General features: G+C 31.7%; 22 protein-coding genes. 17 read left to right on the top strand and 5 right to left on the bottom strand.

The annotated features are described in order from the left end of the window. Positions 1 to 36: 36 nt before the first annotated feature. The 4 genes from Q0975_RS12100 to Q0975_RS12085 are packed head-to-tail and all read right to left on the bottom strand — an operon-like array spanning position 37 to position 3181. Positions 37 to 921, bottom strand: a complete 885-nt coding sequence (locus tag Q0975_RS12100; RefSeq protein ID WP_299436956.1) for a nucleoside phosphorylase — start codon at positions 919 to 921, stop codon at positions 37 to 39. A gap of 1 nt (position 922) precedes the next feature. Then, on the bottom strand, positions 923 to 1876 hold the full coding sequence (locus tag Q0975_RS12095; protein WP_299436954.1) for a DUF1835 domain-containing protein: 954 nt from the start codon (positions 1874 to 1876) through the stop codon (positions 923 to 925). A 16-nt stretch (positions 1877 to 1892) separates the two neighbouring features. Beyond that, the gene (locus Q0975_RS12090) at positions 1893 to 2222 is read right to left on the bottom strand and encodes a translation initiation factor (RefSeq protein ID WP_299436952.1); all 330 of its coding nucleotides are present in this window, start codon (positions 2220 to 2222) and stop codon (positions 1893 to 1895) included. An 8-nt stretch (positions 2223 to 2230) separates the two neighbouring features. Then, positions 2231 to 3181, bottom strand: a complete 951-nt coding sequence (locus Q0975_RS12085) for a 2-oxoglutarate and iron-dependent oxygenase domain-containing protein (RefSeq protein WP_299436950.1) — start codon at positions 3179 to 3181, stop codon at positions 2231 to 2233. 292 nt (positions 3182 to 3473) lie between these two features. On the opposite strand from Q0975_RS12085, the gene Q0975_RS12080 reads away from it, so the two are divergent. From Q0975_RS12080 to Q0975_RS12015, 14 genes are all read left to right on the top strand, one after another. Further along, a complete protein-coding gene (locus Q0975_RS12080) occupies positions 3474 to 5471 on the top strand; it encodes a dehydrogenase E1 component subunit alpha/beta (protein WP_299436948.1) in 1998 nt (665 codons plus the stop codon). Between the two features lie 256 nt (positions 5472 to 5727). Then, complete coding sequence (locus Q0975_RS12075; protein WP_299436946.1) at positions 5728 to 6726, top strand: SDR family oxidoreductase; 999 nt, start codon at positions 5728 to 5730, stop codon at positions 6724 to 6726. A 38-nt stretch (positions 6727 to 6764) separates the two neighbouring features. Beyond that, complete coding sequence (locus Q0975_RS12070) at positions 6765 to 8045, top strand: nucleotide sugar dehydrogenase (RefSeq protein WP_299436944.1); 1281 nt, start codon at positions 6765 to 6767, stop codon at positions 8043 to 8045. Between the two features lie 50 nt (positions 8046 to 8095). After that, entirely contained in the window at positions 8096 to 9637 is a 1542-nt protein-coding gene (locus tag Q0975_RS12065; RefSeq protein ID WP_299436942.1) for an oligosaccharide flippase family protein, read from the top strand. A gap of 9 nt (positions 9638 to 9646) precedes the next feature. Continuing rightward, complete coding sequence (locus Q0975_RS12060; protein ID WP_299436940.1) at positions 9647 to 10927, top strand: hypothetical protein; 1281 nt, start codon at positions 9647 to 9649, stop codon at positions 10925 to 10927. 29 nt (positions 10928 to 10956) lie between these two features. After that, complete coding sequence (locus tag Q0975_RS12055; RefSeq protein ID WP_299436938.1) at positions 10957 to 11922, top strand: polysaccharide pyruvyl transferase family protein; 966 nt, start codon at positions 10957 to 10959, stop codon at positions 11920 to 11922. A gap of 15 nt (positions 11923 to 11937) precedes the next feature. Then, positions 11938 to 12897, top strand: a complete 960-nt coding sequence (locus Q0975_RS12050) for a class I SAM-dependent methyltransferase (protein WP_299436936.1) — start codon at positions 11938 to 11940, stop codon at positions 12895 to 12897. Positions 12898 to 12939: 42 nt separating this feature from the next. Beyond that, complete coding sequence (locus Q0975_RS12045; protein ID WP_299436935.1) at positions 12940 to 14049, top strand: glycosyltransferase family 4 protein; 1110 nt, start codon at positions 12940 to 12942, stop codon at positions 14047 to 14049. Next, entirely contained in the window at positions 14046 to 15161 is a 1116-nt protein-coding gene (locus Q0975_RS12040; protein WP_299436933.1) for a glycosyltransferase family 4 protein, read from the top strand. The genes Q0975_RS12045 and Q0975_RS12040 overlap by 4 nt, the downstream gene beginning before the upstream one ends. A gap of 2 nt (positions 15162 to 15163) precedes the next feature. Continuing rightward, positions 15164 to 15736 carry a serine O-acetyltransferase gene (locus Q0975_RS12035; protein WP_299436931.1) on the top strand — a complete coding sequence of 191 codons (573 nt, stop codon included), beginning with the start codon at positions 15164 to 15166 and terminating at the stop codon, positions 15734 to 15736. Between the two features lie 86 nt (positions 15737 to 15822). Next, on the top strand, positions 15823 to 16917 hold the full coding sequence (locus Q0975_RS12030) for an EpsG family protein (protein ID WP_299436929.1): 1095 nt from the start codon (positions 15823 to 15825) through the stop codon (positions 16915 to 16917). Between the two features lie 21 nt (positions 16918 to 16938). After that, positions 16939 to 17829, top strand: a complete 891-nt coding sequence (locus Q0975_RS12025) for a glycosyltransferase family 2 protein (RefSeq protein WP_299436927.1) — start codon at positions 16939 to 16941, stop codon at positions 17827 to 17829. Then, positions 17829 to 18971, top strand: a complete 1143-nt coding sequence (locus Q0975_RS12020) for a glycosyltransferase family 1 protein (protein ID WP_299436925.1) — start codon at positions 17829 to 17831, stop codon at positions 18969 to 18971. The genes Q0975_RS12025 and Q0975_RS12020 overlap by 1 nt, the downstream gene beginning before the upstream one ends. Positions 18972 to 18973: 2 nt before the next feature. Next, positions 18974 to 20377 carry a hypothetical protein gene (locus tag Q0975_RS12015; protein ID WP_299436924.1) on the top strand — a complete coding sequence of 468 codons (1404 nt, stop codon included), beginning with the start codon at positions 18974 to 18976 and terminating at the stop codon, positions 20375 to 20377. 71 nt (positions 20378 to 20448) lie between these two features. Here the strand turns inward: Q0975_RS12015 and Q0975_RS12010 are convergent, their stop codons facing one another. Next, complete coding sequence (locus Q0975_RS12010) at positions 20449 to 22434, bottom strand: right-handed parallel beta-helix repeat-containing protein (RefSeq protein WP_299436922.1); 1986 nt, start codon at positions 22432 to 22434, stop codon at positions 20449 to 20451. Between the two features lie 463 nt (positions 22435 to 22897). Here Q0975_RS12010 and Q0975_RS12005 point away from each other — a divergent pair, with 463 nt between their 5' ends. The 3 genes from Q0975_RS12005 (at position 22898) to Q0975_RS11995 (ending at position 26188) form a co-directional block, all read left to right on the top strand. Then, entirely contained in the window at positions 22898 to 24052 is a 1155-nt protein-coding gene (locus Q0975_RS12005; protein WP_299436920.1) for a glycosyltransferase family 4 protein, read from the top strand. A 409-nt stretch (positions 24053 to 24461) separates the two neighbouring features. After that, positions 24462 to 25067: a sugar transferase gene (locus Q0975_RS12000; protein WP_299436918.1), complete on the top strand. Its 606-nt coding sequence runs from the start codon at positions 24462 to 24464 to the stop codon at positions 25065 to 25067. Positions 25068 to 25090: 23 nt separating this feature from the next. Then, positions 25091 to 26188: a hypothetical protein gene (locus Q0975_RS11995; protein WP_299436917.1), complete on the top strand. Its 1098-nt coding sequence runs from the start codon at positions 25091 to 25093 to the stop codon at positions 26186 to 26188. The last annotated feature ends 13 nt before the right edge of the window (positions 26189 to 26201 follow it).

Raw genomic sequence — 26201 nt, 5'->3', positions numbered from 1 at the left:
TTAAGTTATCTAGAATGGTTTGATTTTAACAAAAGGTTAAATCAAATCCATATAGCTCGCAATTTTATCTAAAGTATACTTGATAAGGTTATCAACAGCTTTTTTTGGGTCATTACTGAACTGTCCTGTTGCTCTATTTGCTATCATTGCATTCATGGATACAGCACGATGACCAAGAAGTTTTGCCATTCCATATATACCAGCGGTTTCCATTTCTAAATTTGTTATCTTTTTATCTGCATACCTGAAGGAAGCGAGTTTTTCATTTAACTCAGCATCCGATGTGGCTAACCGTAAAACCCGTCCTTGAGGGCCATAGAATCCAACATTGGTAACTGTAAATCCTTTTCTTGTTTGGTCACTTTGCATATGTCTTCCTAGTTTTTTATCAAAAGACACTACGTATGGAGTTGATTTATCGTTGTCCCAATCTAGGTGTTGTATCAAAGGTTCTGAAATTTGCGGGAACTGAATATTTTTACTTTCATAAAAATGTAGCAAACTGTCGAATCCAATTGCAAGTTGGGAAACTATGAAGCTATCGATTGAAATTTCTGGTTGTATAGCTCCTGAGGTTCCAATTCGAATAATATTAAGAGAAGTATGCTCTTTTTTGACTTCTCTTGTTTGGAAATCGATGTTGACTAATGCGTCTAATTCATTAAAAACAATATCTATGTTGTCTGTGCCGATACCGGTAGATATTACGGTAATCCTTTTTCCTCTATATGTACCAGTTTGAGTATGAAATTCTCTCTTACTGATTGTGTATTCTATAGTATCAAAATATTGAGTAACCTTACTTACTCGATCTGGATCACCAACAGTTATTATAGTGTTGGCAAGGTGTTCCGGTTTTAGGTTTAAATGATATATACTACCATCTTGATTGAGGATAAGCTCAGATTCGGCTATAGGCATATTATAATTTTAATAAATTATGTGTTTCATCATTATATAAGTAGTCATATTTTTTAACTCCTCCATAATGCCAATCCAACATTTGTGTGTTATAAAAATTCTTTTTTTGTTGTAAAGCAAGTTTCCCTCTTTCGGATAATAAAAGACGGTCTTTAGTTTGATCAAAAAATTGAAAAAGCCTAGCTAAAACCCGCTTCATCTGCATGTCTCCATATCCATAAAATCCTTGATATTCAAGGGCGTACCCCATTAATTGTTTTATGTTTTTGATTTCATAGGTGTCAACCATTTCCAGAATATTGTGCTCTAGTGTGTTAAGGCCAGTAAGCATGTTAGGGAACCTTTGTAAATGTGCTCTCAAGCATATTGACAAATAATCAAAAGATGATTGTTTTTTGATCTGTCCTGCTATCTTGTTTGGGTTCGATTCGCAATATAGCGTCCAAATGTGGGAGGCTAGTTCTAGATCATTAATGTTTAATAAGACTTTATTTGCGAAGTGCTTTTTTAGTTGGCCATCTGATAACTCGCATAATCCTAGGCATTTTTTAGCGTTTTCAACTCGACCGCTACACACTAGATAAATAGGAATGTTCTTTATTTCTTTTCGAAGCAATAAACTGATGGCAGCAATCATATTAATATGACAAAAGAGGTCATATTCAAACCAAAGTATGATTTCATCATACTTTTCCAGAGTATTTAATTTATCTAACTGGGTTACAAATTTTTCCTCATAATCCTCAGAAGGAATTCTGTAATATTTATTAAGAAAAGCCTTTCGTTTTTCAATAGCTTTATTCGTTTCAATTCTTATATCCGTTGGTCCTTCGCAAAGCATTTCTCGCCATACTAAGAATTCTCCATCTACAAGATTAAGTTCTTTTAAACGATCAGTTAAACTATCGCCATTGGTAATATGTAATGTTTTAGCCCCCAAGTATATGTATTTCAATTTTGTTTGACAGATGTTATCCGCCAACTCGTTTTACTTTGAATCCCTTTGTTTTGAGGATATCCATTATTTTATCCCGATAATCTCCCTGAATAATAATGCGTTCATCTTTAAAACTACCTCCAACACTCAATTTTGTTTTTATTTCTTTGGCAAGCTTCTTAAAATCTTCATCAGCACCGGTATACCCCTCTAATATAGTTATAGGTTTCCCTTTTCTTTTTTCGTATTTACAGATAATTGGATCATCTTGCATCCAAATATTATCATCTTTTTTCAAATCTTTTTCCTCTTCAATAGGTTCGTGATCAGGAAATAAGTTTTTTAGTTGATCTTTTAAGTCCATCTATAAAATTACTTCTTAATCAATCCAATTTCTACTAATCGCTGATGCAGAAAATCTCCAGCAGTAATATCTTCATACTGTTTTGGATTATCTTCTGTAATACATTCTTCCAGACAATCTAATTTCATATCACTTCTTGGGTGCATAAAGAATGGAATAGAATATCTAGGGTTGTCCCATTGTTCTTTTGGAGGATTAATTACCTTATGTATAGTAGAACGTAATTTGTTATTGGTATGGCGTTCTAGCATGTCTCCAACATTAATTACTAATTCATCTTCTTGTGGTATAGCGTCTATCCATTCTCCATCTTTTCGTTGAACTTGTAAACCACCAGTAGAAGCTCCCATTAATAAAGTAATTAAATTAATATCTCCGTGCGCTCCCGCGCGGACAGCACCCTTAGGTTCTGACGTAATAGGAGGATAGTGGATAGGGCGTAAAATACTATTACCGTTGCTCGCCCAATGATCAAAATAATGTTCATCCAAGCCAATATATATAGCTAAAGCTCTTAATACATAGATTCCAGTTTTTTCAAGCATTCTGTATGCTTCCATTCCGGTCTGGTTAAAATCCTTTAGTTCGTCTACAATTACGTTAGGAGGATATTCTTCAATTAAATTTGCATCAGTATCTGGTTCTTGTCCAAAATGCCAAAACTCTTTCAGATCTCCTTCTTTCTTACCTTTTGCGTGTTCTTTTCCAAAAGAGATATATCCTCTTTGTCCACCTAATCCTTCAATTTCATATTTCTGTTTATCCTCTAACGGTAATGCAAAAAAATTCTTTATTTCTTTATATAATTGTTCTACTAAGGTTTCACTTAAAAAATGATTTTTTAATGCAACAAAACCTATCTCTTCATAGGCTTTCCCTATTTCATCAACAAACTTCTGTTTACGTGATGGATCATCCGATAAAAAATCAGAAAGATCTACACTTGGTATATTATTCATGGTTCTTTAATTTTCTTTAACTAAAATAAATGTATTTGATTAAATACACATCATAGATGATATCTTTTTTTTAAATATAGTGGATAAGTGTCAAAATAATTATTTTTTCACATATTATCACTAAAGCTTAGTAAATTTAGTTAATTCATATAATTGTTAGGGTTAAATTAACAACTACTTAATATTATTGTTATTTGGTTGTTTTTTCTGAAATAAAAATAATTACTTTTACTTTGCTATTTTCCATTTAGGAAAACTATTGAGTATTAAGATTTATTGATTTTTGAACAGTATGGCAGAAGAGAAATTGTTATTTGATTTTGATAAAAAAGGGTATAGTGATGAGCTATTAATCTCTTTGTATGTCAAAATGTTAAAACCGAGATTAATTGAGGAAAAAATGCTCATACTACTTCGGCAAGGAAAAATTTCTAAATGGTTTAGTGGTATAGGTCAAGAAGCTATTTCAGTAGGAGTAACGGCTGCATTGTATAAGAATGAATATGTTTTGCCGATGCATAGAAATTTGGGGGTTTTTACTACTCGTGATGTTCCATTGTATAGACTTTTTAGTCAATGGCAAGGTAAAGCCAATGGCTTTACTAACGGCCGTGATCGTTCGTTTCATTTTGGTACACAAGAGTATAATATCATAGGTATGATTTCACATCTTGGACCACAGCTAGGAGTGGCCAGTGGAATAGGGTTAGGTAATCTTTTGAAAAATAATAATAAAGCCACTGCTGTATTCACTGGAGAAGGAGGAACTAGTGAAGGTGATTTTCATGAAGCGTTGAATATAGCTTCAGTTTGGAGTTTACCTGTACTTTTTTGTATTGAAAACAATGGATATGGATTGTCTACTCCAACAAGTGAACAATACAATTGCAAGAACCTTGCAGATCGTGGTGTTGGATATGGTATAGAGTCATATATAATTGATGGTAATAATATTTTGGAGGTTTATGATAATGTCAATAAACTAGCAGAAAGTATACGACAAAATCCACGACCTGTTTTATTAGAGTTCAAAACTTTTAGAATGCGTGGTCATGAAGAAGCTAGTGGTACTAAGTATGTTCCAGAAGCATTGATGGAACAATGGGCATTAAAAGATCCAATAGAAAATTATAAGGAATATCTTATAGATAATGGGATTCTTTCGGAAGCAGATGATCTTCAGAAACGATTAGCTATTAAAACTGAAATAGAAGAGCATTGGCAAAGAGCTAATGAGGAAGAGAAAATTCAAGTTGTTTTAGAAAAAGAACTGAAAGATGTCTACAAAACATTTGAATTTAAAGAAATTCTACCTGGAAGATCTACAAAAGAACTTCGACTTATTGATGCAATTTCAGATAGTTTAAAAGAAGGAATGCGCAGATATACTGATCTTGTTATTATGGGACAGGATATTGCTGATTATGGAGGTGTTTTTAAAATCACTGATGGTTTCGTCGAAGAATTTGGAAAAGATAGGGTTCGTAACACTCCTATTTGTGAGTCTGCTGTAATTTCTACTGCATATGGATTATCTGTTAATAGTACAAAAGCAATTGTAGAAATGCAGTTTGCTGATTTCGTTTCTTCAGGATTTAATCCTATTGTAAATTTATTGGCTAAATCGCATTATCGTTGGAGTCAATCTGCGGATATAGTAGTAAGAATGCCTTGTGGAGGTGGCGTTGGTGCTGGACCTTTTCATAGTCAAACTAATGAAGCTTGGTTTACAAAAACTCCTGGTTTAAAGGTAGTATATCCTGCTTTTCCAGCAGATGCAAAAGGATTGTTAATGACATCTATTGAAGATCCTAATCCAGTATTGTTTTTTGAACATAAAGCATTATATCGTAGTATTAGGCAAGAAGTGCCAGAAGGATACTATACTATACCTTTTGGTAAAGCTTCTGTACTAAAAGAAGGAAACGAAATAACGATTATCAGTTATGGAGCAGGAATACATTGGGTATTGGAAATATTAGAAAAACATGCTGGAATTAAAGCAGATGTTATTGATCTAAGAACTTTACAACCGCTGGATATAGAAACAATTACAACTTCTGTAAAGAAGACAGGTAAAGCTATTATTTTGCAAGAGGATTCGATGTTTGGAGGTATAGCTTCGGATGTTTCAGCATTGATTATGGACCATTGTTTTGAATATCTTGATGCTCCTGTAAAAAGGGTGGCAAGTATAGAAACTCCAATTCCTTTTGAGCCGAGCTTAGAATCCCAGTATTTGGCTAAAAGTAGATTTGAAAAAGCGTTGATTGATTTATGTACGTATTAATACCTGTTTTTATTCCGAAAACGTTTTTTGTTAATAAAAATGAGTAAGAAGTTATGTTATTGATTTACATTGTTTTATCTTTTTTTTAATCGATGAATTGATTTTTTTATGGGTCAACGGAACATTAGACGTTTTATTAAGGGTTAAAATCCCCTTTGATATAAGTTGTGTTTTCTATTCTTAAATCTTAATTTCGCGCAGTCTATGTGATAAACATAGTGTAAGGGATTAAAAATCAAGGGTTAATATAAAATACATGAACACTAATCAATTAGAACTATTAAGTTCTTCTACTGTTTTGGTTACAGGAGCAGCAGGCTTTATTGGGTCAAATCTATGCGAAGCATTACTTGAAAAAGGTAGTAAGGTAGTAGGTTTAGATAATTTTTCTACAGGACACAAGAAGAACTTAGCCGCAATTATTAAAAATTCAAATTTCACATTTATTGAAGGTGATATTCGAGCTATAGAAGATTGTCATAAAGCATGTAATGGTGTAGACTACATATTACATCAAGCTGCTTTGGGGTCGGTGCCGAGATCAATAAATGATCCAATTACCAGTAATGATGTAAATGTTGGAGGCTTTCTTAATATGCTGGTAGCTTCCAGAGATGCCGGAGTTAAGCGATTTATATACGCAGCAAGTTCTTCTACCTATGGAGATTCAAAAGCATTACCAAAAGTGGAAGACAAGATTGGAAAACCATTATCTCCATATGCTATTACAAAGTATGTAAATGAGTTATATGCAGATAATTTTAAAAGAACGTATGATCTAGATACTATAGGGCTACGATATTTTAATGTTTTTGGACGTAAACAAGATCCAAATGGAGCATATGCAGCTGTAATTCCTAAGTTTGTTATGCAATTTATGGAGCATGAATCACCAGTGATTAATGGTGATGGATCTTTTTCCAGAGATTTTACATATATCGATAATGTAATTCAGATGAATTTAAGAGCTATAGTTTCGGATAATGAAGAGGCTCTAAACAATGTATATAATACTGCTTTTGGCGAAAGAACTACTTTGAATGAATTAGTAACTTTATTAAAGGAATATCTTTCGGAATTTGATTCAGAAATCGCAAATGTAGATGTTAAGAAAGGTCCAGAGCGTAAAGGTGATGTGCCACATTCTTTAGCTTCTGTAGATAAAGCTAAAACACTTCTTGGATATGATCCAAAGTTTGATATGAAATCTGGATTAAAAGAAGCTGTAAAATGGTACTGGGATAATTTAAAGTAGCCTTAGATAACTGATAAATAAACTAAATAACCACAGAGATGCAAGATATTAAAATAGGAATCATCGGTTTAGGATATGTAGGACTTCCTTTAGCTAGGCTGTTTGCAACAAAATTTCCTGTAATTGGTTTTGACATTAATAAAAATAGAATTGAAGAATTAAGAACAGGAACAGATTCTACCTTAGAAGTTGAAGATGAAGTTTTACAATCCGTATTAAAGAATAATTCTCAAATGGATCAGGGATTATATTGTTCTGATAATTTAGAAGATATAAAAGATTGTAACTATTATGTAGTTACTGTTCCTACTCCTGTAGATAAAAATAATAGACCTGACCTAACCCCATTATATAAATCTAGTGAAACTGTAGGTAAAGTTTTGAAAAAAGGGGATATCGTAATTTATGAATCTACCGTGTATCCAGGTGTTACTGAAGAAGAATGTATTCCGGTCTTGGAAAAAATTAGTGGATTGAAATTTAATGTAGATTTTTACGCAGGATATTCTCCGGAACGTATTAATCCAGGAGATAAATTACATACTGTAGAAAAAATTCTAAAAGTTACAGCAGGTTCCACACCAGAGATAGGGAAGAAAGTAGATGCACTATATGCTTCTGTAATTACAGCGGGTACCTATTTAGCTCCTACTATTAAAGTTGCTGAAGCTGCTAAGGTAATAGAAAATTCACAGAGGGATATTAATATAGCTTTTGTGAATGAGTTAGCTAAGATTTTTAACTTGATGAACATTGATACCAATGAAGTCTTGAAAGCTGCAGGTACAAAATGGAATTTTTTACCTTTTAAACCAGGTTTGGTAGGCGGACATTGTATTGGGGTTGATCCATACTACTTAGCACAAAGAGCACAAGAGTTTGGGTATCATCCTGAGATTATTCTGGCAGGACGAAGATTAAATGATAGCATGGGACAGTATGTTGCTTCTGAGGTTATTAAATTGATGGTAAATCATGATATTAAAATCAAAGGCGCTAAGGTGTTGGTGCTGGGGATTACTTTTAAAGAAAACTGCCCAGATGTAAGAAATACAAAAGCAGTGGATGTAATAGAAAACCTAAAAAGCTTTGGTACAAATATCGATATTTATGATCCTTGGGCAAATCCTTCAGAAGTAGCACATGAATATGGCTTGGAAACTATAACTGAATTACCAAGATCAAAGTTTGATGCTGTTGTATTGACTGTGGCGCATAAAGAATATTTGGATATTGATTTAAAATCATTGCTTAAGCCTAAGGGTGTTTTGTATGATGTAAAAGGTATATTAAAAGAAGAAGTACACGGAAGATTGTAAGGGGAACAATTTTTACTATATAAGACTAACAACTTTTTAAACCAACCACATTGAGCCAATTAAAAAAAGGAGCTTTACTTACGTATTTAAAGATCTTCTTGATTAATGTTATCGGGATTGTTATTACACCTCTGATTGTTAGTTATCTAGGAAAGGATGAGTACGGAATATTTAATGCTATCGGAGCTTTGATAGGTACTATTGCCTTGCTGGATTTTGGATTAACAAATACCGTAGTTCGTTTTGTAGCTAAGTATCGTGCTGAGAAAGATAAAGAAGGAGAGGAAAATTTTCTAGGAACTGTTAGAATATTATATTTAGCTGTTTCTACACTAGTGGTTATTTCAGGAACCATATTTTACTTCTTTATTGATTCGTACTTTACGAAATTCAATACAGAAGAGCTGAGAATTGCTAAATTAATGTTCGTAGTTTTAATTTTTAATTTAGCTATTCAACTTCCGGGAATGATATTTACAGGTATTTGTAAAGGATACGAAAAGTTTGTATTTCCAGAATCCGTAGGGATTATTAGATATCTTTTAAGATCCTTAACGATTGTTGCCGTTTTGTTTTTTGGAGGAAGAGCGATTGCTTTGGTTATTGTTGATACAATATTCAATATTCTTACTATTTCAGTATCTGCATATTATGTATTGGTTAAGCTTAAAGTAAGATTTAAATTACATAAATTATCTAAAAGCTTTATACTTCAGATTTTTAAGTACTCGAGCTGGATTTTTCTGTTCGCAATTGTCAATATGCTTCAATGGAAGTCTGGTAGTTGGGTTTTAGGAGCTATTAGTATACCTAAAGTTTTAGGAATATATGGATTAGGGATTACATTAGGAACCTATTATGGAGCATTTTCTACAGCGATTTCTAGTGTTTTTTTACCAAGGGCAACGCAGATGTCTGTAAATAATGCTAGTGGTGAGGAATTGACCGATATGATGATTAAATTAGGAAGACTGTCTTTTATCATATTGATGTATATTTTTGGAGCTTTTATGTTGTATGGAGAACAGTTTATCAATCTTTGGGTTGGCGGAGGAGATTCTTCTACAGATGGTAGATATGGTATAGAAGAGTGTAGACAGATTTATATGATTGCTCTTATTATCATGATTGGATATACACTCCCTTTATTACAAGCATTTGGAAATTCTATACTGGAGGCTAAAAATAAATTGTCTTTTAAAGCTATTCTTTATCTTGTCTTTATGATTTTAGGAGTAATACTAGGTGGTTTCTTAGCAATAGATTATAGTGCCGTCGGAATGATTGTAGGATTGGTTGCAGGATGGATCATTGTACAAAACGTTATGAATTTTTACTACCATAATAAGATAGGATTAAATATTATTCGTTTTTTTAAAGAGTTATTATATAAAACGCTAATCGTAGTTTTATTAGTAATTGCTGTAGGTTACTTTATTAATTATATTCCTGGAGAAGGATGGTTTAATTTTATAATAAAAGGGATTTCATATACCGTTGTTTTTGTCTTTACGATGTATTCTATTGGTATGCTAGAATATGAAAAAGAATTATTTAGAAAACCTATAGTTTCTTTATTGAAACGAAAATAAATTAAAGGAATGGATACAGTAAAGCTACATTCAATTACATATTCAGAAGAAGGTCGAAAGATCAACTACGAGTATTCTGTTGGTTCTAATATCCAGAAACTGTTTGTAGAAAACGAATCTTTTTATACTAAATATCAGATAGATGTTAGTGTTACTCCAGCAAGTATTGCAGTAATTCCATTTTTATCTAATGTATTACCAATGGCTTGGTTTGCTGGTTTTTATATCGAGGTAGATGAAGTAGATGAAGATTTTTACAATGCACAGGAGAAAATAAAACTGGAGTTTGCTAAAAGAGACCCTGCTAATAGTTTTGAAGGTAAATTGATTGCAAAGAAATTAGTAAAAAACTCTCTTGATGGTTCTAAATCTTCCATGCTTTTTAGTGGAGGAGTAGATGCATATGCTACCTATATTAGGATCTATGATAGAAAACCTGATCTAATTACACTTCACGGTGCGGATATCACTATAAAGGATAAAGATCAATGGAACGATTTCACCGGTTTTATAGAAAGTGAAGAGCTGCTTAATGATAATAATAAAGAATATATAGAAACGAACCTTAGGGATTTTTATACCTATCAAGTAGAGCTTCTATTGAAAGATATTGGATGGTGGGGAAAAGTACAACATGGATTGGCTTTGGTAGGATCAATTGCTCCATTATCATATGTAAATAATTATGGTTCAGTACATATTGCATCTTCTTATACGGATCATATAGATATTGATTGGGGATCTACACCAGATATTGATGAGAAAATAACTTGGGGATCTGGTTTCAAAGTGTTTCATGATGGTTATGAATTGAAGAGGCAAGATAAGGTAGACTTAATTGCAAAATTCGCTTCTGAGAAAAATAAGAGATTTAGATTAAGAGTATGCTATTCTGAAAAAAGAACAGAATTCAATTGTAGCTATTGTGAGAAATGCTTCAGAACAATACTTGGTCTTATTTTGAATAACCAAAACCCAAATGAGTACGGTTTCAAAGTTGATGGAAGTGTTTATGACAAGATTTATCAAATATTGCATATAGGTTCTGGTAGCAAGGGAGTACAATATTTTTGGTGGGAGCTTATGGAAAAAGCGAAAAATGTGGATACTTTTTTTGTTTTTGAAGATATAGATGCTGAAACCAAACAGATGAATGATTTTAGAAACGGAAAAGTTGATCAACTGTTAGAAGAAAAAATTAATAATGCGAATAAGGGAACTAATAGATTAAAGTTTATCATCAGAAATAAGTTTCCTTGGTTGCAAACGATATATAGAAAATTCAAATAGAATAAAAAACTAGGTAAATTGTAGAATTCATGAAATACGGACTACTTACATACGATGAGAATAAAAATTTCTTCAATGTTGGAGATAATATTCAAAGTTTAGCGGCTAAGCAATATTTACCAAAAGTTGATATGCTATTAAATAGGGAGCGATTAGGGGATTATAAAGGTGATCCTATTAAACTAATAATGAATGGATGGTTTACTCATAACATTCATAATTGGGTTCCATCAGAGAATATAGATCCTGTATTTGTATCCTTTCATATGAATAATACTGCAGCTCCAGCAATGTTAAGTGAAAAAGGCATTGCTTATTTAAAGAAGCATGAACCTATAGGATGTAGAGATCAATTTACTGCTGATACCCTTAAGTCGAAAGGGATTGATGCATATTTTACAGGCTGTCTTACACTGACATTAGATAGTTATAAGGTGGATGATTCTGAAAGAGGAGATGATATTTATATCGTAGATCCCTTATATAGTTACCCAAGAGCAGAAAAAGTATTTTACAATACTAAAATTACGATAAAGAATATTCTTAATGGATCTGCTTTTAAATTAGGAAAAAAAGATACCCATGTTAAAAAGTTTATCAGTAAAGAAGTATTAGATACTGCCACATTTATTAACCAAGAACCACCATCTAATACATATACAGATGAAGAGAAATTTGCAATGGCAGAAGATCTTCTAAGTAAGTATGCAAAAGCAAAACTAGTAATTACTTCAAGAATTCATTGTGCATTACCTTGCTTAGCAATGGGAACACCAGTAATTTTTGTTAATGGATTTGATAGTTTTGTAGACTCTTGCCGATTTGACGGTATTCTGGAATTGTTTAACAGAATAGATATCGATAGTAAGACAGGAGCATATACTTCTAATTTTGGATTAGAAGGTAAAATAACCAACGACACCATTGTAAAAAACCTCGAAAAACACCACGATCTTGCCAATGCATTAAAAGAAAAAGTAACAAGTAAAATCTAATCAACCACACAAACGATGAAAAGGGTATTCAAAAAACTGTTAAAAGAAAAATTCTTTACAGCTCCAAAAAAAATGCAACAGAAACATACAGCATTTTCAAAAGAGCAATTAGAAGAATTAACAAAGTCGCTTAAAGAGAATTATATAGATAGGGGTAATACTAAAAGTAGATTATCGAAGGAAGAATATAATATGGCTATAAGCGGGCAGCTTTTTGAACGATTATATTATAATAGAAATCGAATTGCTCCTTGGTTGCATAGTGTACAAGATTTAAATGGTGCAAGTATTCTAGAGATTGGATGTGGAACAGGGATTTCTACATTAGCCTTAAGTGAACAAGGAGCGAAAGTAGTAGGAGTAGATGTAGATGCTGGTGCATTAGCCGTAGCAAAGGATAGAATGAGAATTGCTGGCTATGAAGCAGAATTACATCACGTAAATGGAGAAGAAATTGAAGAGAATTTTAAAGATAAAAAATTTGATTTTATTATTTATTATGCGGTTTTAGAACATATGACTGTGAGCGAACGATTAGAGTCGTTAAAACAAGCTTGGGGTATGTTATCTAAAGGAGGATATCTTGCAGTTATTGAAACTCCAAATAGATTGTGGTATTATGATTCTCATACAGCAGCATTGCCTTTTTATGATTGGCTTCCTGATGAATTAGGATATTATTATTCTAAGTTCTCAAGCAGAAAGAATTTTAAAGATTCTTATAGAGAATTAGATGATGAAAGTATGATGAAATTCCAAAGATGGGGAAGAGGAGCTAGTTATCACGAGTTCGAAGTGGCTATTGCCCCACTAAAAGAATTAAACGTAGTAAGTAGCTTAATGAAATTTGAAAAATCGGCGTTTCTCAAAGTTGGTTTTAAAGGGTTGCGATATATTAAATTTTTAAAATCACTCAATAAAAATTTGACTAGCGGTTTCTGTTACCCTTATTTGGATATTGTCATTAAAAAATAATCAGAACAAAGAAGCTTACCTATTATTCTAAAGTAAATTTTAATGAAACTTGTATATATTGTCAATCGTATAGATGGTCCAGGGGGACTAGAAAGAGTGCTTTCGATTAAGGCAAGTACCCTAGCCGAAGATTATGATTATGATATTCATATAGTTACTTTAAATCAAGAAACAAATGAGCTTTTCTATGATTTCAGCGCTAAGTTATCCTATCATAATGTAAGTGCAAAAGGAAATCCTCTAACAAGAATGTATAAATATGCGTCTGGTTTACGCAGCGTAATTAAAAAATTAAATCCAGATGTTATCGCAGTATGTGATGATGGTTTAAAAGGTTTTTTTGTTCCTTTAGTGCTAAGAAAGCCATGTCCAATGATTTATGAAAGACATGTTTCTAGAAGTGTTGAAATTAAGAAAGGAAAACGATCACTGACTAAAAGAATGAGTACAGCTATTAAATTTAGCTTCATGAATTTTGGAGGTAGATATTATGATCATTTTGTTGTGTTAACCAATGGAAATCTTAAAGAATGGTCTTTTAAAAACCTTAAGGTTATTCCTAACCCTTTATCATTTTATCCAAAAGCAAAGAGTACGTTAGAAAATAAAAAAGTATTGGCTGTCGGGAAACATAGTTTTCAAAAAGGATATGATAGATTATTAAAAAGCTGGAAAAAAGTTATCGAAAAACATTCAGATTGGACATTAGATATTTATGGCACTATTAGCAAAGCAGAAGGTTTAGCTGCATTAGCTGACAATCTAGGTATATCAAAAACGGTGAATTTTTATCCACCAGTAAAAAATATTGCAGAAAAATACGAACAAGCTTCTATATATACGATGTCTTCTAGGTTCGAAGGTTTTGGTATGGTACTAACAGAAGCAATGGCGTATGGTGTTCCTTGTATTTCGTATGATTGTCCTTATGGACCGTCAGATATAATTACGGATAAAGTGAATGGACTTTTAGTTGCCAATGGGGATATTGATGCCTTTTCTGATGGAATAATTTCTTTAATTGAAAATGAAGAAAATAGAAAGTCCATGGGAATTAAAGCAAAAGAAGCTGTAAAAAAATACCTGCCAGAAACTATTGCTAAAGAATGGGATGACCTTTTTACGAGTTTAACCAATACTTCTTCAAAATGAAAATAGTCTTTATCATTGATCAAGTATACTTACACGGTGGAATTGAAAGAGTGCTTTCTATTAAGGCAAATTATTTTGCAGCGCAAGAGAATACCGAAGTTCATATCATTACTACAGAACAAAAAGAAGAAATACCTTGTTATACTTTTGATGAAAAGATAATTTTTAAGGATTTAGGAATTAATTATAATAGGCGAAAATCATATTTTCATCCTAAAAACCTAAAAAAGTTACCTAAACATATTTCACGAACTAAATCTGCAATAAAAGAAATAAAACCAGATGTAGTTGTAGTCTGTAGTCATAGTGTAGATACTTATTTTGTTCCGTTTATTATGAAACGGATACCAAAGGTTAAAGAGTTTCATTATTCAAAATTTATTGAAAAAGATAAACGTGAAAACCCAAGTCTTTTTAAAAAGTTCTTTTTCAAATTTGCGGATTATGTAGAATCGAAATATGATAAACTAGTTATTCTGAATAAGGATGAGGCTAGTTTTTATAAAAGTAATAACACTGTTGTTATTCCAAATCCATTAACTTTTTATCCAGATACAGTATCAGAACTTTCGAGTAACAAGGTGATAACAGCCGGAAGAATTGCTGCAGTAAAAGGATATGATATCTTAATAGATATTTGGAAAAGGATTGCAAATATTAGAAAAGACTGGGAACTTCATATCTTTGGTAGTGGAGAACCTGGTTACGTAAGAATGCTTCAGGATAAAATTGATACCGAAGGTATTGGCGATACCATAAAATTAATGGGATCTACGAATAAGATTAAAGAAGAGATGTTACAATCTTCGATTTTTGTGATGACCTCACATAATGAATGTTTTCCTTTGGTTTTATTAGAAGCACAAGCTTGTGGTTTACCGATTGTATCCTTTGATTGTCCTTATGGTCCAAGAAATATTATAAATGAAGAAATGGGTATTCTGGTCCCAGCTTATGATAATGATACATTTGTTAATGGACTTAATGAATTAATGAATAATCGAAATAATATTCAGGAAATGGGTAAAAAGGCTAGGAAAAATGCAAATAAATATCAACTTGTTAGCGTAATGAATCTTTGGCAAAAAATGTTTGTTGATTTAATAAATTAGGAATGAGATCATTAATTTTAAATATTTATAAGATTTTTTTGTTGCCTCATGTGATTGTTTATCAAATGAGTAAAAACAAAGAGGTTATTGATAGGGATATAGAAAGATGGGCATCAGCAAAAGGAGCAAAAGGAGGGAAGGTATCTTTGCTTTTAAACTTTTTGGCTAATTCTCCAGACTTTAGAACCTTGTTTTATTTTAGAAACAGAGGTATCGTATCTAGTATGTTAAATATATATTGTAAAAAAGAAAAGTATTTTAGAATTGATATGAGTACGAAGCTTGGAGGCGGAGTGCTGACGGGACATCCATATAGTACAATTCTGAATGCAGATTCAATAGGTGAGAATTTATACGTGAATCATTTGGTAACAGTGGGAGAAGTGAATGGTAAAAGACCAACAATAGGAAATAACGTATCGATTTATACGGGAGCTATTATTATTGGCGATATCAAAATAGGTAATAATTGTTCTATTGGAGCAGGATCTGTTGTGGTTAAAGATGTTCCGGATAATTGTGTAGTAGTAGGAAATCCTGCTCGCATTATTAAACAAGATGGAAAACGGGTATAATCTCGATTTTAGATCAAAAGGAAAGAATAAATCAAAAAAGTGAAGCAGAATAGCAATAACATAATAGTAAAAAAACGCTAAGTAAGATGAATACTTTTGTGCCTTTAGAGTTTTACTATCCGTTGTATATTAACTTATGCTTTTTCTTGGTTGTTTTTACTTTATTGCACACAAGAATCTTAGAAATTAGTGAGAAAAAAAATGTCATATTTATAAATTTCACAGGATATTTTTTATTGATTTTCCTAATTCTACATATCGGTCAGCGACCTATTAGTGGGATATTCGGTGATACGGTTAATTATATAGTCACATTTGATAGGTATAGATTAGGAGGAGAGATTCCGGAGGTGAATGATTATGGTTGGCATGTATTTATGAAAACCTTAGCACAGATCGTTTCTGCACATACCTTTTTTACGATTTGTGCATTCATTTACATATTTCCACTCTATAAGATATCCAAGACATTATTTGGTCAATATTGGTATTACTCCTTTTTGATGTTTATTGTTTCTTTTTCATTTTGGACCTATGGAGTGAATGGTATGCGAAACGGTGCGGCAACATCGCTTTTTTTATGGGGATTGTGTTATCATAGAAATAAAGTTGTAATGGGGTTGTTTTTTATCGCAGCGACTTTTTTTCATAAAACATTGTTTCTGCCAATTTTTGCTTACATCATCACAAACTTTTACAACAATCCAAAAACATTTTTTAAAGGATGGCTTTTTTGTATTCCTCTGTCTCTGGTGATGGGGAGTGTGTGGGTTACGCTTTTCGCTAGTTTAGGTTTTGGAGATGATCGACTTACAGGATATTTAACATCAGAGGTCGATGCTAGTGCGTTTGCCAGTACAGGATTTCGCTGGGATTTCTTGTTTCATAGTGCTTTTGCGGTATTTGCTGGATGGTATTTTATTTATAAAAAGAAATTTGAAGATAAATTTTATTTTCAACTTCTAAATACGTACCTGATTTGTAATGGATTTTGGATTTTGGTAATTAAAGCAAATTATTCTAATAGGTTTGCTTACTTATCTTGGTTTATGATGGGGATCATCATTATATATCCTTTCCTAAAAAAGAATTTTTTTAAAAATCAACATTTTATGATCGGGAAAGTAGTGGTAGCTTATTTTTCGTTTACATATATGATGTATTATTTATATTGGGGATAATCACTAACAACAACTTAATTAATGAAAACTATAACCGTATTTACACCTACTTATAACAGGGCTTACTGTTTGCATAAGTGTTATGAGAGTTTAATAAAACAGTCTAATCAAGATTTTGTTTGGTTAATCATAGATGATGGTTCTACTGATGATACAGAAACGTTAGTAGCATCTTGGATTAAAGATGAAAAAATTGATATACAGTATCATTATCAGAAAAATCTGGGAATGCATGGTGGTCATAATGCAGCATATAGACTTACGGAGACAACACTGAATGTATGTGTTGATAGTGATGATTGTATTGGAGAAGAGGCGATCGAAAAAATTCTTGTTGCTTGGGAAAAAATAAAAGATAAACCAGAATATGCTGGATTGGTAGGATTAGATGCTGATCCCGAAGGAAAAATAATAGGTACAAAGATTCCTGAGCATATAAAGGAAACTACATTGTATGATTTGTACAATGTGCACAAAGTATTAGGAGATAAAAAATTAGTGTACAGAACAGAGGTCGTTAAAAAGTATCCAGCGTATCCTATTTTTGAAGGAGAACGTTTTGTTCCACTTGGGTATTTGTACCAGTTAATTGATCAGGATTATAAACTGCTACCAATTAACGAGGTATTATGTGAGGTTGAATATATGGAAGATGGATCAAGTATGAATATCCTGAAACAATATAGAAGACATCCTAAAGGTTTTGCTTTTTCTAGAAAAAGTAGAATGAAACTAGCTAAAAACTTTAAGGATCAATTTAAAAATGCAATACATTATGTTTCTAGTGCAATATTTACTAAAAATGGATCTTTTATAAATGAATCACCTAAGAAGTTGACTACCATTTTAGCGATACCATTTGGCATACTATTAAACTTGTACATACGATATAAAACAAAAGGAGAATTTTAATGGCAGCTATACGTGTTTTACAGGTTTTTACAATCCTGAATAGAGGAGGAGCGGAATCTATGATAATGAATTATTATAGAAAAATTGATAGAAACAAGGTGCAATTTGATTTCTTAGTTCATAGAAAAGAGAAAGCCGCTTTTGATGAAGAAATAGAAAGCTTAGGAGGTAAGATATATCGATTTGATCCAATTAATCCACTTTTCCCTGGAGATTACTATAATAAGCTACGATCTTTTTTTAAAGAACATAATGAATATTCAATCATACATTCTCATTTGAATACATTTAGCTGTTTTCCTTTAAAAATTGCTAAAGAATTTAATATTCCTTGTAGAATCGCACATGCTCATATTGCTATAGATGATGTTAGTTTTACTTCGCTTTTTTCTCAAAAGGAAAGAGTAAAAGAAACGTTTAAAAAATTAATCAAGCTTCAATTAAAAAAGAAGGTTAAAAAAGACGCTACTCATTTATTTTCTTGTGGAGATAAAGCAGGGAAGTGGTTATTCGGAGATAAAACTTTGTTTACAACAATGAATAATGCAATTGACACAGAAAAGTTTGCATACAATGCATCAGTTGCTAAACAGTATAAGGAAGAATTAAATGTAAAAGATCGTTTAGTTATAGGTCATGTAGGGAGATTTGCAAGTCAAAAAAACCATTCTTTTTTATTAAAGATTTTTTCTGAAATATTAAAAGAAAAATCAGATTGTGATTTAGTATTGATAGGGGATGGTCCGTTAAAAAAAGTAATGGAAAAGGAAGCTCAAAATTTGGCTATTGATAGTAGTGTACATTTTTTAGGTGTAAGGGCGGATGTACCTGAATTGTTTCAGATGTTTGATGTGTTTGTATTTCCTTCTTTTTATGAAGGACTTCCGGTTACCCTTATAGAAGCGCAAGCGGCAGGAATCAAAGTTTTTGCCTCTGATAGCATTACTAACGAAGTAAGTTTAACAGATGATATTGAGTTTCTTTCAATAGATAAGCCTGCAGAATATTGGGCTAAGAAGATATTGGAAATAGATGCTACTAAAAAGAATGATAATACAAAGAAGATAGTGAAAGGGAATTATGATATCGTTTCGAATACCCAAAAGATTCAGGAATTTTATAAAGAACAAGTAAGACTGTAGTTATGGGGAAAATGCAAGAAAAAATATATAACAGTTTACCATACCCTTTTAAATTCATATTACTTAATATAAAGGCTTTTCAGAATTCAAAACAACGGTATACTAAAGAGTTTGATACTTTTTTAAAAGAATACATTGATTTATGGAAAGCGGATAGAGACATTATTAATACATATCAAAAAAGTAGATTAGTACTTCTATTATCAGAAGCATTGCAATATTCTGATTGGTATAGTAAAATAATGAAGGAACTAGGAATCGATTTAAAGGATATTGAAGAAAATCCTTATGAAGTATTACAGAAAATGCCGATTCTAACAAAATCTGAAAGAAAGACAAATCCTGAACTATTGGTGAACAAAAATCGAAATACGGATGGAGTTGGATATACTAGTGGAACATCTGGTGCTCCTACGATTAATTATTTGGATACCGAATCTATTAATAGATCGTTTGCCCTATGGAGGAGATTTCATAAAGCGATTGGTCTGGAAACGAAAAGAGTAAAACAAGTTCGGTTTTCTGGTAGATTAATGGTAAAACCAAATACAAAAAAACCTCCGTTTTGGGTCTACAATTATTTCGAGAATCAATTACTAATGTCTACATATCATTTGACAGATGATAACTTATTTCATTATGTAAAAAAATTGAATCGTTTTAAACCGTTATTATTAGATGGGTATCCGTCGGCAATTTATATCATAAGTAGATTCATTAATCAAAACAACTTGACATTAAGTTTTACTCCTAGAGCCATTGCGGTTACCGCAGAAACTTTATATGATTACCAAAGGCTGGAGATTGAAAAAGCCTTTAATTGTCATGTATATAATCAATACGCTTCTAGTGAAGGCAGTCCTTTTATTACAGAATGTACACAAGGTAATTTACACCAGAATACTGATTCTGGGGTCTTCGAATTTATTAATGTAAAAGGAGATAAAGCAAAGCCAGGAGAAGTTGCTCAATTGGTAGTTACTAGTTTTACAAATTTAAAAACACCTTTGATCAGATATAATATAGAAGATACTGTATTACTTTCTGAGGAAGGAAAAACCTGTAATTGTGGTTGCGCCATGCCTATGATAGAAAAACTAACTGGCAGAGAAGATGATATTCTTTGGACTAAAGAAAAAGGATATGTTGGTAGGATGGATACGGCTTATAAAGGTTTAGAAGGTATTGTAAAAAGCCAAATTATACAGGAAACTCCAGAAGAGATTATTGTCAATTTAATTGCCGATCAGAATTTTGATGATTCGATGAAAGAAAAATTGGTACATAATCTTAAAGATAGATTAGGTCAAAATATAGACTATCACATAAAGGTTGTGGAAGATATTCCTCTAGGTCCTAGTGGTAAGTTTGATGCGGTCAAAAGAAATTTTAAAATAGAATTGTAAATCAAAAAATCCCAAATACCTATTATATTTGGGATTTTTTGATTTTATAAGATACCTATTACACGTTTATCTTATCTCGAAGCACAAGTGTTACCACTTAAGGTAATTGCATTAGGAGTGTCTGAATTATTATTAATACAGTCATACCTATCAGCTCCAGATGGTTCTAATATGTTGTTGTTAGTAATCGAAACATTAGAATGAGTTCCAAATAGACGAATACCATCACTATCATTAGGATCTATTTTTGTATTAGCAGAAATATCAATATTAGAAGAAGTTCCTAATTCAATACCACCTGTAACTTCATTATTCCTAAATGTAATTCCATTCGCATTATTAATGGTAATCTTTTTAGAATTTAAGAACTTGTTTCTTTCTACTGTGATTGAATACCCATTAGACTCTGCTGTATTATTAAATCCTGTAAGAAATAAATGGAATCCACCAGCTGTTACTTCATTGTCATTAATAGATGTATTATTTGCAAAGGTGTTAGTTGCACTAATCCCAGTACCATTTACGTTGATTGTATTGTTATGAAACATTGAGTCCGACGTATCTTTTAATTGTAGCCCGATTTCACCATTAGTAATTGTATTATCGTGTACATTAATATCATTTGTGTCAGTAGCAATACCTATAGCATAACCAGTTATATCATTATTAGCTATTTCATTGTCAAAAACTGTTTCACTATGACTACCTGCTGCAAAAATTGCAAACCTTTCGGCAGCCGCTGCGGATGCATTGAATCTATTATTAGTGATTTTTGTTCCTGAAGCTAATGATATGATACATCTTGTTTCAATATCATTATCATCTATAGTAATATCCTGACCAATAGTAGCTGCGGTAAATCCAACTCTACTATTAATCTCCGTATTTCTAGTAATAAGGATGTCAAAAGCTCTTTCATTTTCCATAAGGACACCATTAGCATCTCTTGTTCTAAAGGCTTCAATATTGATTGCATAACCAACTTCACCACCATCAGATCCAGACATCGGTTGTCCAACATTTGTAAATGTATTTCCTTCAATAAGAATATCGCTACCATCAGTAAGGGCGATCCCCATTCTACGAATGTTTTTAAAGTCACAATTAATAACTTTTATACCGTAAGTAGGAATATAATCGGGGTTAAATCTAAAACCTAAAGAATAAATTGCAAGAGCACCTTTAGAACCTTCTAGAAAATTAACACCATCAATAGTAACGTTTCTTCCTGAGTGTATATGAAGAAGATGAGTGCCATATAAACCAACATCATCAGCTGCATATATACGATCATTTCTATCACCAATTAAATGACCTCCAGAAACAGTAACATTATCTTCATCTCTAATTGCTAGAATAGCTCCGTTTGCAATTCTGGATCCAGCAGGAAACTGGCGTAGTTTAGTATTGTCAGACATTTTTAAGTGAAAGTTTGAAGGAACATTAATAGCTTCTACAGATGCATAAAAATTTTGATCAGAAGTTGTACTAGTTACTTTGGTAGTTTCAAAGAATGCATCAAAAACATTTGTTTCGAATGTCGTTCCACCCATATCTTTAATACGGAACATTAATTTCTCAAACTCAGCAGTATTTTTAAGAGCGATGTCTGAGTTAGTTTGTCCTTGTACAATATTTTTCCATCTAGAAGCGGTAAACTTAAAAGTAGGAGTCTTAAGCATTACATCTCCTTCAGTACCTAAATCAGAATTTAGAAGTCTTCCATCGATATATCCTCCAGAAAACACTAAGGTACCATTAAAAATATCTCCGCCTTCAAAATCAAAATTAACGTTGGCGGGCAAATTTATAGTAAGCCCTTCTAAATCCAATAAACAATCTATTGTTATTGTGGAATTGGCAGCAATACCTGAAAGGTCAAAATCACATGGCGTATCCGAAGTAACATCGGTTTCTTCTTCCTCTTCTTCTTCATTGTCCTCTTCTTCAATAATTTCTTCATCCTCTTCAGCGACAATCTCATCAATACTTTCTGTACTACAAGAAATGTAACAGAAAGTCATTAGGATTAATAGATAATAGGGTAACTTTTTCATTTGGTTGGGGGGTTATTTTTTTAGTTTCATTTTATTTTTGATGCTAGCATAACGGATGTTTATCGACGTTATTGTGTATTACGTCGAAAAAAAATGTTAAAATTTACAAAGTATAAATAATTGATATTTAAACACTTAAATAATTATGGTTTTACCGTAAAATATAATGAAGGTTTATCCAAAACCCAATTGAGAAGTATATAATGAGTTGTAAACTAAGAGGTGATATGAGTGATGCATGTGTGTAATGTATTTATTCCCTGAAATAATAGGAGTTTTTAATTTTTGTTGTAAGTTTTTTCCTTCTTTTTGTTGTGGTTCTAATCTTTCAATCTTACCATAAGCCTATGATTCATCCAATATATTGAATAATTATATGTTAAAAAAGAATTAGAATAAAAACTTTAAAAGGTGGTTATATCTATATATTTGCAATGAAAAACAGACATTTTTATTTATACAAGTGAAAAATAGGGGAAAGATTATTCGTGTCACTACTGTTCCTAGATCTCTAGGAGGATTGCTTCAAGGACAACTAAAATTTATGTCACAGTATTATGATGTAATTGGAGTATCTAGTAGAGAAGAAAATATTTTAGAAAGAGTTGCTAAACAGGAAGAAATTAATGTGATTCCGGTAGAAATGACTCGTAAAATAACACCGATTCAGGATTTAAAAGCGGTATATCAATTATATAAAGTTTTCAAAAAAGAAAAACCTGATATTGTACATAGTCACACTCCTAAAGCAGGTACTTTATCTATGTTGGCCGCAAAAATTGCAGGAGTTCCACATCGATTACATACCATAGCAGGATTGCCTCTATTAGAAGCAACTGGTGCAAAAAGAGTGTTGTTGGATACTGTTGAGAAATTGACATATGCTTGTGCTACAATGATTTATCCAAATTCTTTTGGGCTTAATGATATTATTTTGGAAAACAAATATACAAGCGCCAAAAAACTAAAGGTTATTGCTAATGGAAGTTCTAATGGAATAGATACTTCTCATTTTGATCCATCTCAATATTCAGATGCTGATAATACAAAGTTAAGAGAGGAACTGAAAATTGATGAGAATGACTTTGTATTTGTATTTGTAGGGAGATTTGTAAAGGATAAAGGAGTCAATGAACTTATAACATCATTTAAGAAATTAAATGATGAACATAAAAACACTAAACTACTATTGGTAGGTACTTATGAACGAGAATTAGATCCTTTATTGCCTGAAACTGAAAATGAAATAGATAATAATCCGAATATTATTTCTGTTGGATGGCAACATGATGTCCGTCCGTTTTTTGCTATATCGAATGCTTTGACTTTTCCTAGTTACCGAGAAGGTTTTCCTAATGTAGTAATGCAATCCGGTTCTATGGGATTGCCTAGTATTGTTACAGATATTAATGGATGTAACGAAATCGTTTCTGAAGAAGTAAATGGTGTAATTATTCCGGTGAAAAGTTCTGAGGCGCTCTATGATGCTATGAAGAAATTTATTTCTGATAAAGCGTATTGTCATCAATTATCTTTGAAGTCAAGAGAGATGATTTGTGAGAAATACGAACGAAAATATGTTTGGAATGCTATTCTAGAAGAGTATAGTCAGTTGTAGTTAATATCTTTTTCGTTATAGATTAAAACGATTCTTTTTCTTTTTACAAAAAAAGAAGACAAATAACTGCATCATAATTATTTGTATATAGTTTCATATATCATTATTGAATTCTCGTAAACAAAGAGCATTTAATAAATGAAGCCTTGATTTAAACAGTCCTAAAAACGATATTGAAATACATCTGATTTTTATTAAAAAAGTAGTTAATTTAAATTTAAAAAATAAAATATAGATTGTATATTTGCCTCCGATTCTAAATGTAGAATTATAGATATGATGATCACTGCATTCCCCTCGACAGATAAAAATCATTGTTCTACTGTATTTCCCCCATTTTTTAAGTGTAAAAGTATGACCTGGAATTTTTCCAAGGTTTAGGGTATTGTCATTTTTAAACTAGAAAAAGGTGTATAAATATTTTTTTAAAAGAGTTCTTGATTTTAGCATTGCTTTGGTTCTGTTGATACTGATTGCACCTGTTTTTTTGATATTGATCGTTTTTCTTGCTTTTGCTAATAACGGAAAACCCTTTTTTGTTCAGAGACGTCCTGGTAAGTTTGAAAAAATATTTAGTATCATCAAGTTTAAAACAATGAATGACCTGAAGGATAATGAAGGTAATTTATTACCTGATATAGATAGAATGACTATAGTGGGAACCTTTGTGAGAAAAACTTCTTTAGACGAAATACCACAGTTAATAAATGTATTGAAAGGTGATATGTCTTTAATAGGTCCAAGACCTTTAATAATAGAATATTTACCCGTTTATAATGAAACGCAGAAAAAACGACATAATGTAAGACCAGGAATTACAGGTTGGGCACAAATAAATGGTAGAAATTCGATTACCTGGAAAAAGAAGTTCGAGTATGATGTTTGGTATGTGGAGAATTGTAGTTTTTTATTAGATCTAAAAATATTAGGTCTTACATTAAAAAAAGTTTTGAAAAAAGAAGATGTTAATATGTCAAACGAGCTAACATCAGAATGGTTTAATGGTACGAACTAATTAGTTATTTTAGTCAGAAGAAAATGAGTAAAGATTTACAAGTTATAGGCTTAACAAAAAAAATGTTAAGTGAAGCTATTGATAAAAACACCTATTGGAAGAATGATCTTGCTCCATTACCAAAGAGTAAAGCTTTATGGTTAGTTGCTAATAATAGAATCACTGATGATGATTATTGTGGTGTAATTGGGTATGAAGGAGACAAGATGATCTCATTTATTTTTATGTTTCCGGACTTGTTAAACGTAAAGGATGGTACACCAAAAAAGGTATATTGGATGATATCGTGGTGGGTACATAAAACATATAAAGACACAGTGTTAGGTACCTATATCTATAATGAAGCTGTTAATCTTACAGGAAAACAAATATTGATTAAATCCTATGCGGAAAATGTCAATACTTTTTACGAGAAACAACCTTTTAAAGTAATAGCTTCGAGATTAAGGCATACTATATTTTTTAGTCTGGATGCTTCTATGTTGATAGGAAGGTTTAATTTTTTAAAATCTTTCAAGTTCATACTGGATCGAATAGATAGTTTTGTTGGAGCTATTATACGGTTTTTAAATAGATCTAAATTAAAGAACAATGTAAAAACACTTTCGTATGAGTATGTTAATCAACTAGATGATGATACTTGGAAGTTTATTAAACCTCTTTGTGATAACGACTTGATTTACAAGTCAAAAGAATATGTTGATTGGCAGATTAATGATAGCCAATATTTACAAACTCCTGTACCTGATAAGCATCCTCATAAATCTCTGCAAACAGGTATTAGTAATAATATTTATCTTCATAATCTGAAAATTATAAAAGAAGATAAAATCATTGGTTTTTTATCTTATGTTATAAATTATAATGAATTTAATGTTAAATATTTTTTGGTCGAGGATAATAAGAATTATGATTTGTGTGTAGATGCATTAATAGAAAATTTTATTAAGCAGAAAACAACATTCATATTTACAGATGATACAGAATTATCCGATAATATAACCAAAAGATATAGAACAATTTTCACCCATAAAGTAACTAAAAAAGGGTTAGCACATAATGAGACGGAGATTGATGCTGAGAATTTTGCTATGTTAAATCGTGATGGACATTTTTATTAAACCAAAGGTATAA

This window comes from uncultured Aquimarina sp., assembly GCF_947500065.1.
Lineage (GTDB): Bacteria > Bacteroidota > Bacteroidia > Flavobacteriales > Flavobacteriaceae > Aquimarina.
Note: the sequence above shows the minus strand (reverse complement) of the source record. Positions and strands in the feature narration are given on the sequence as shown.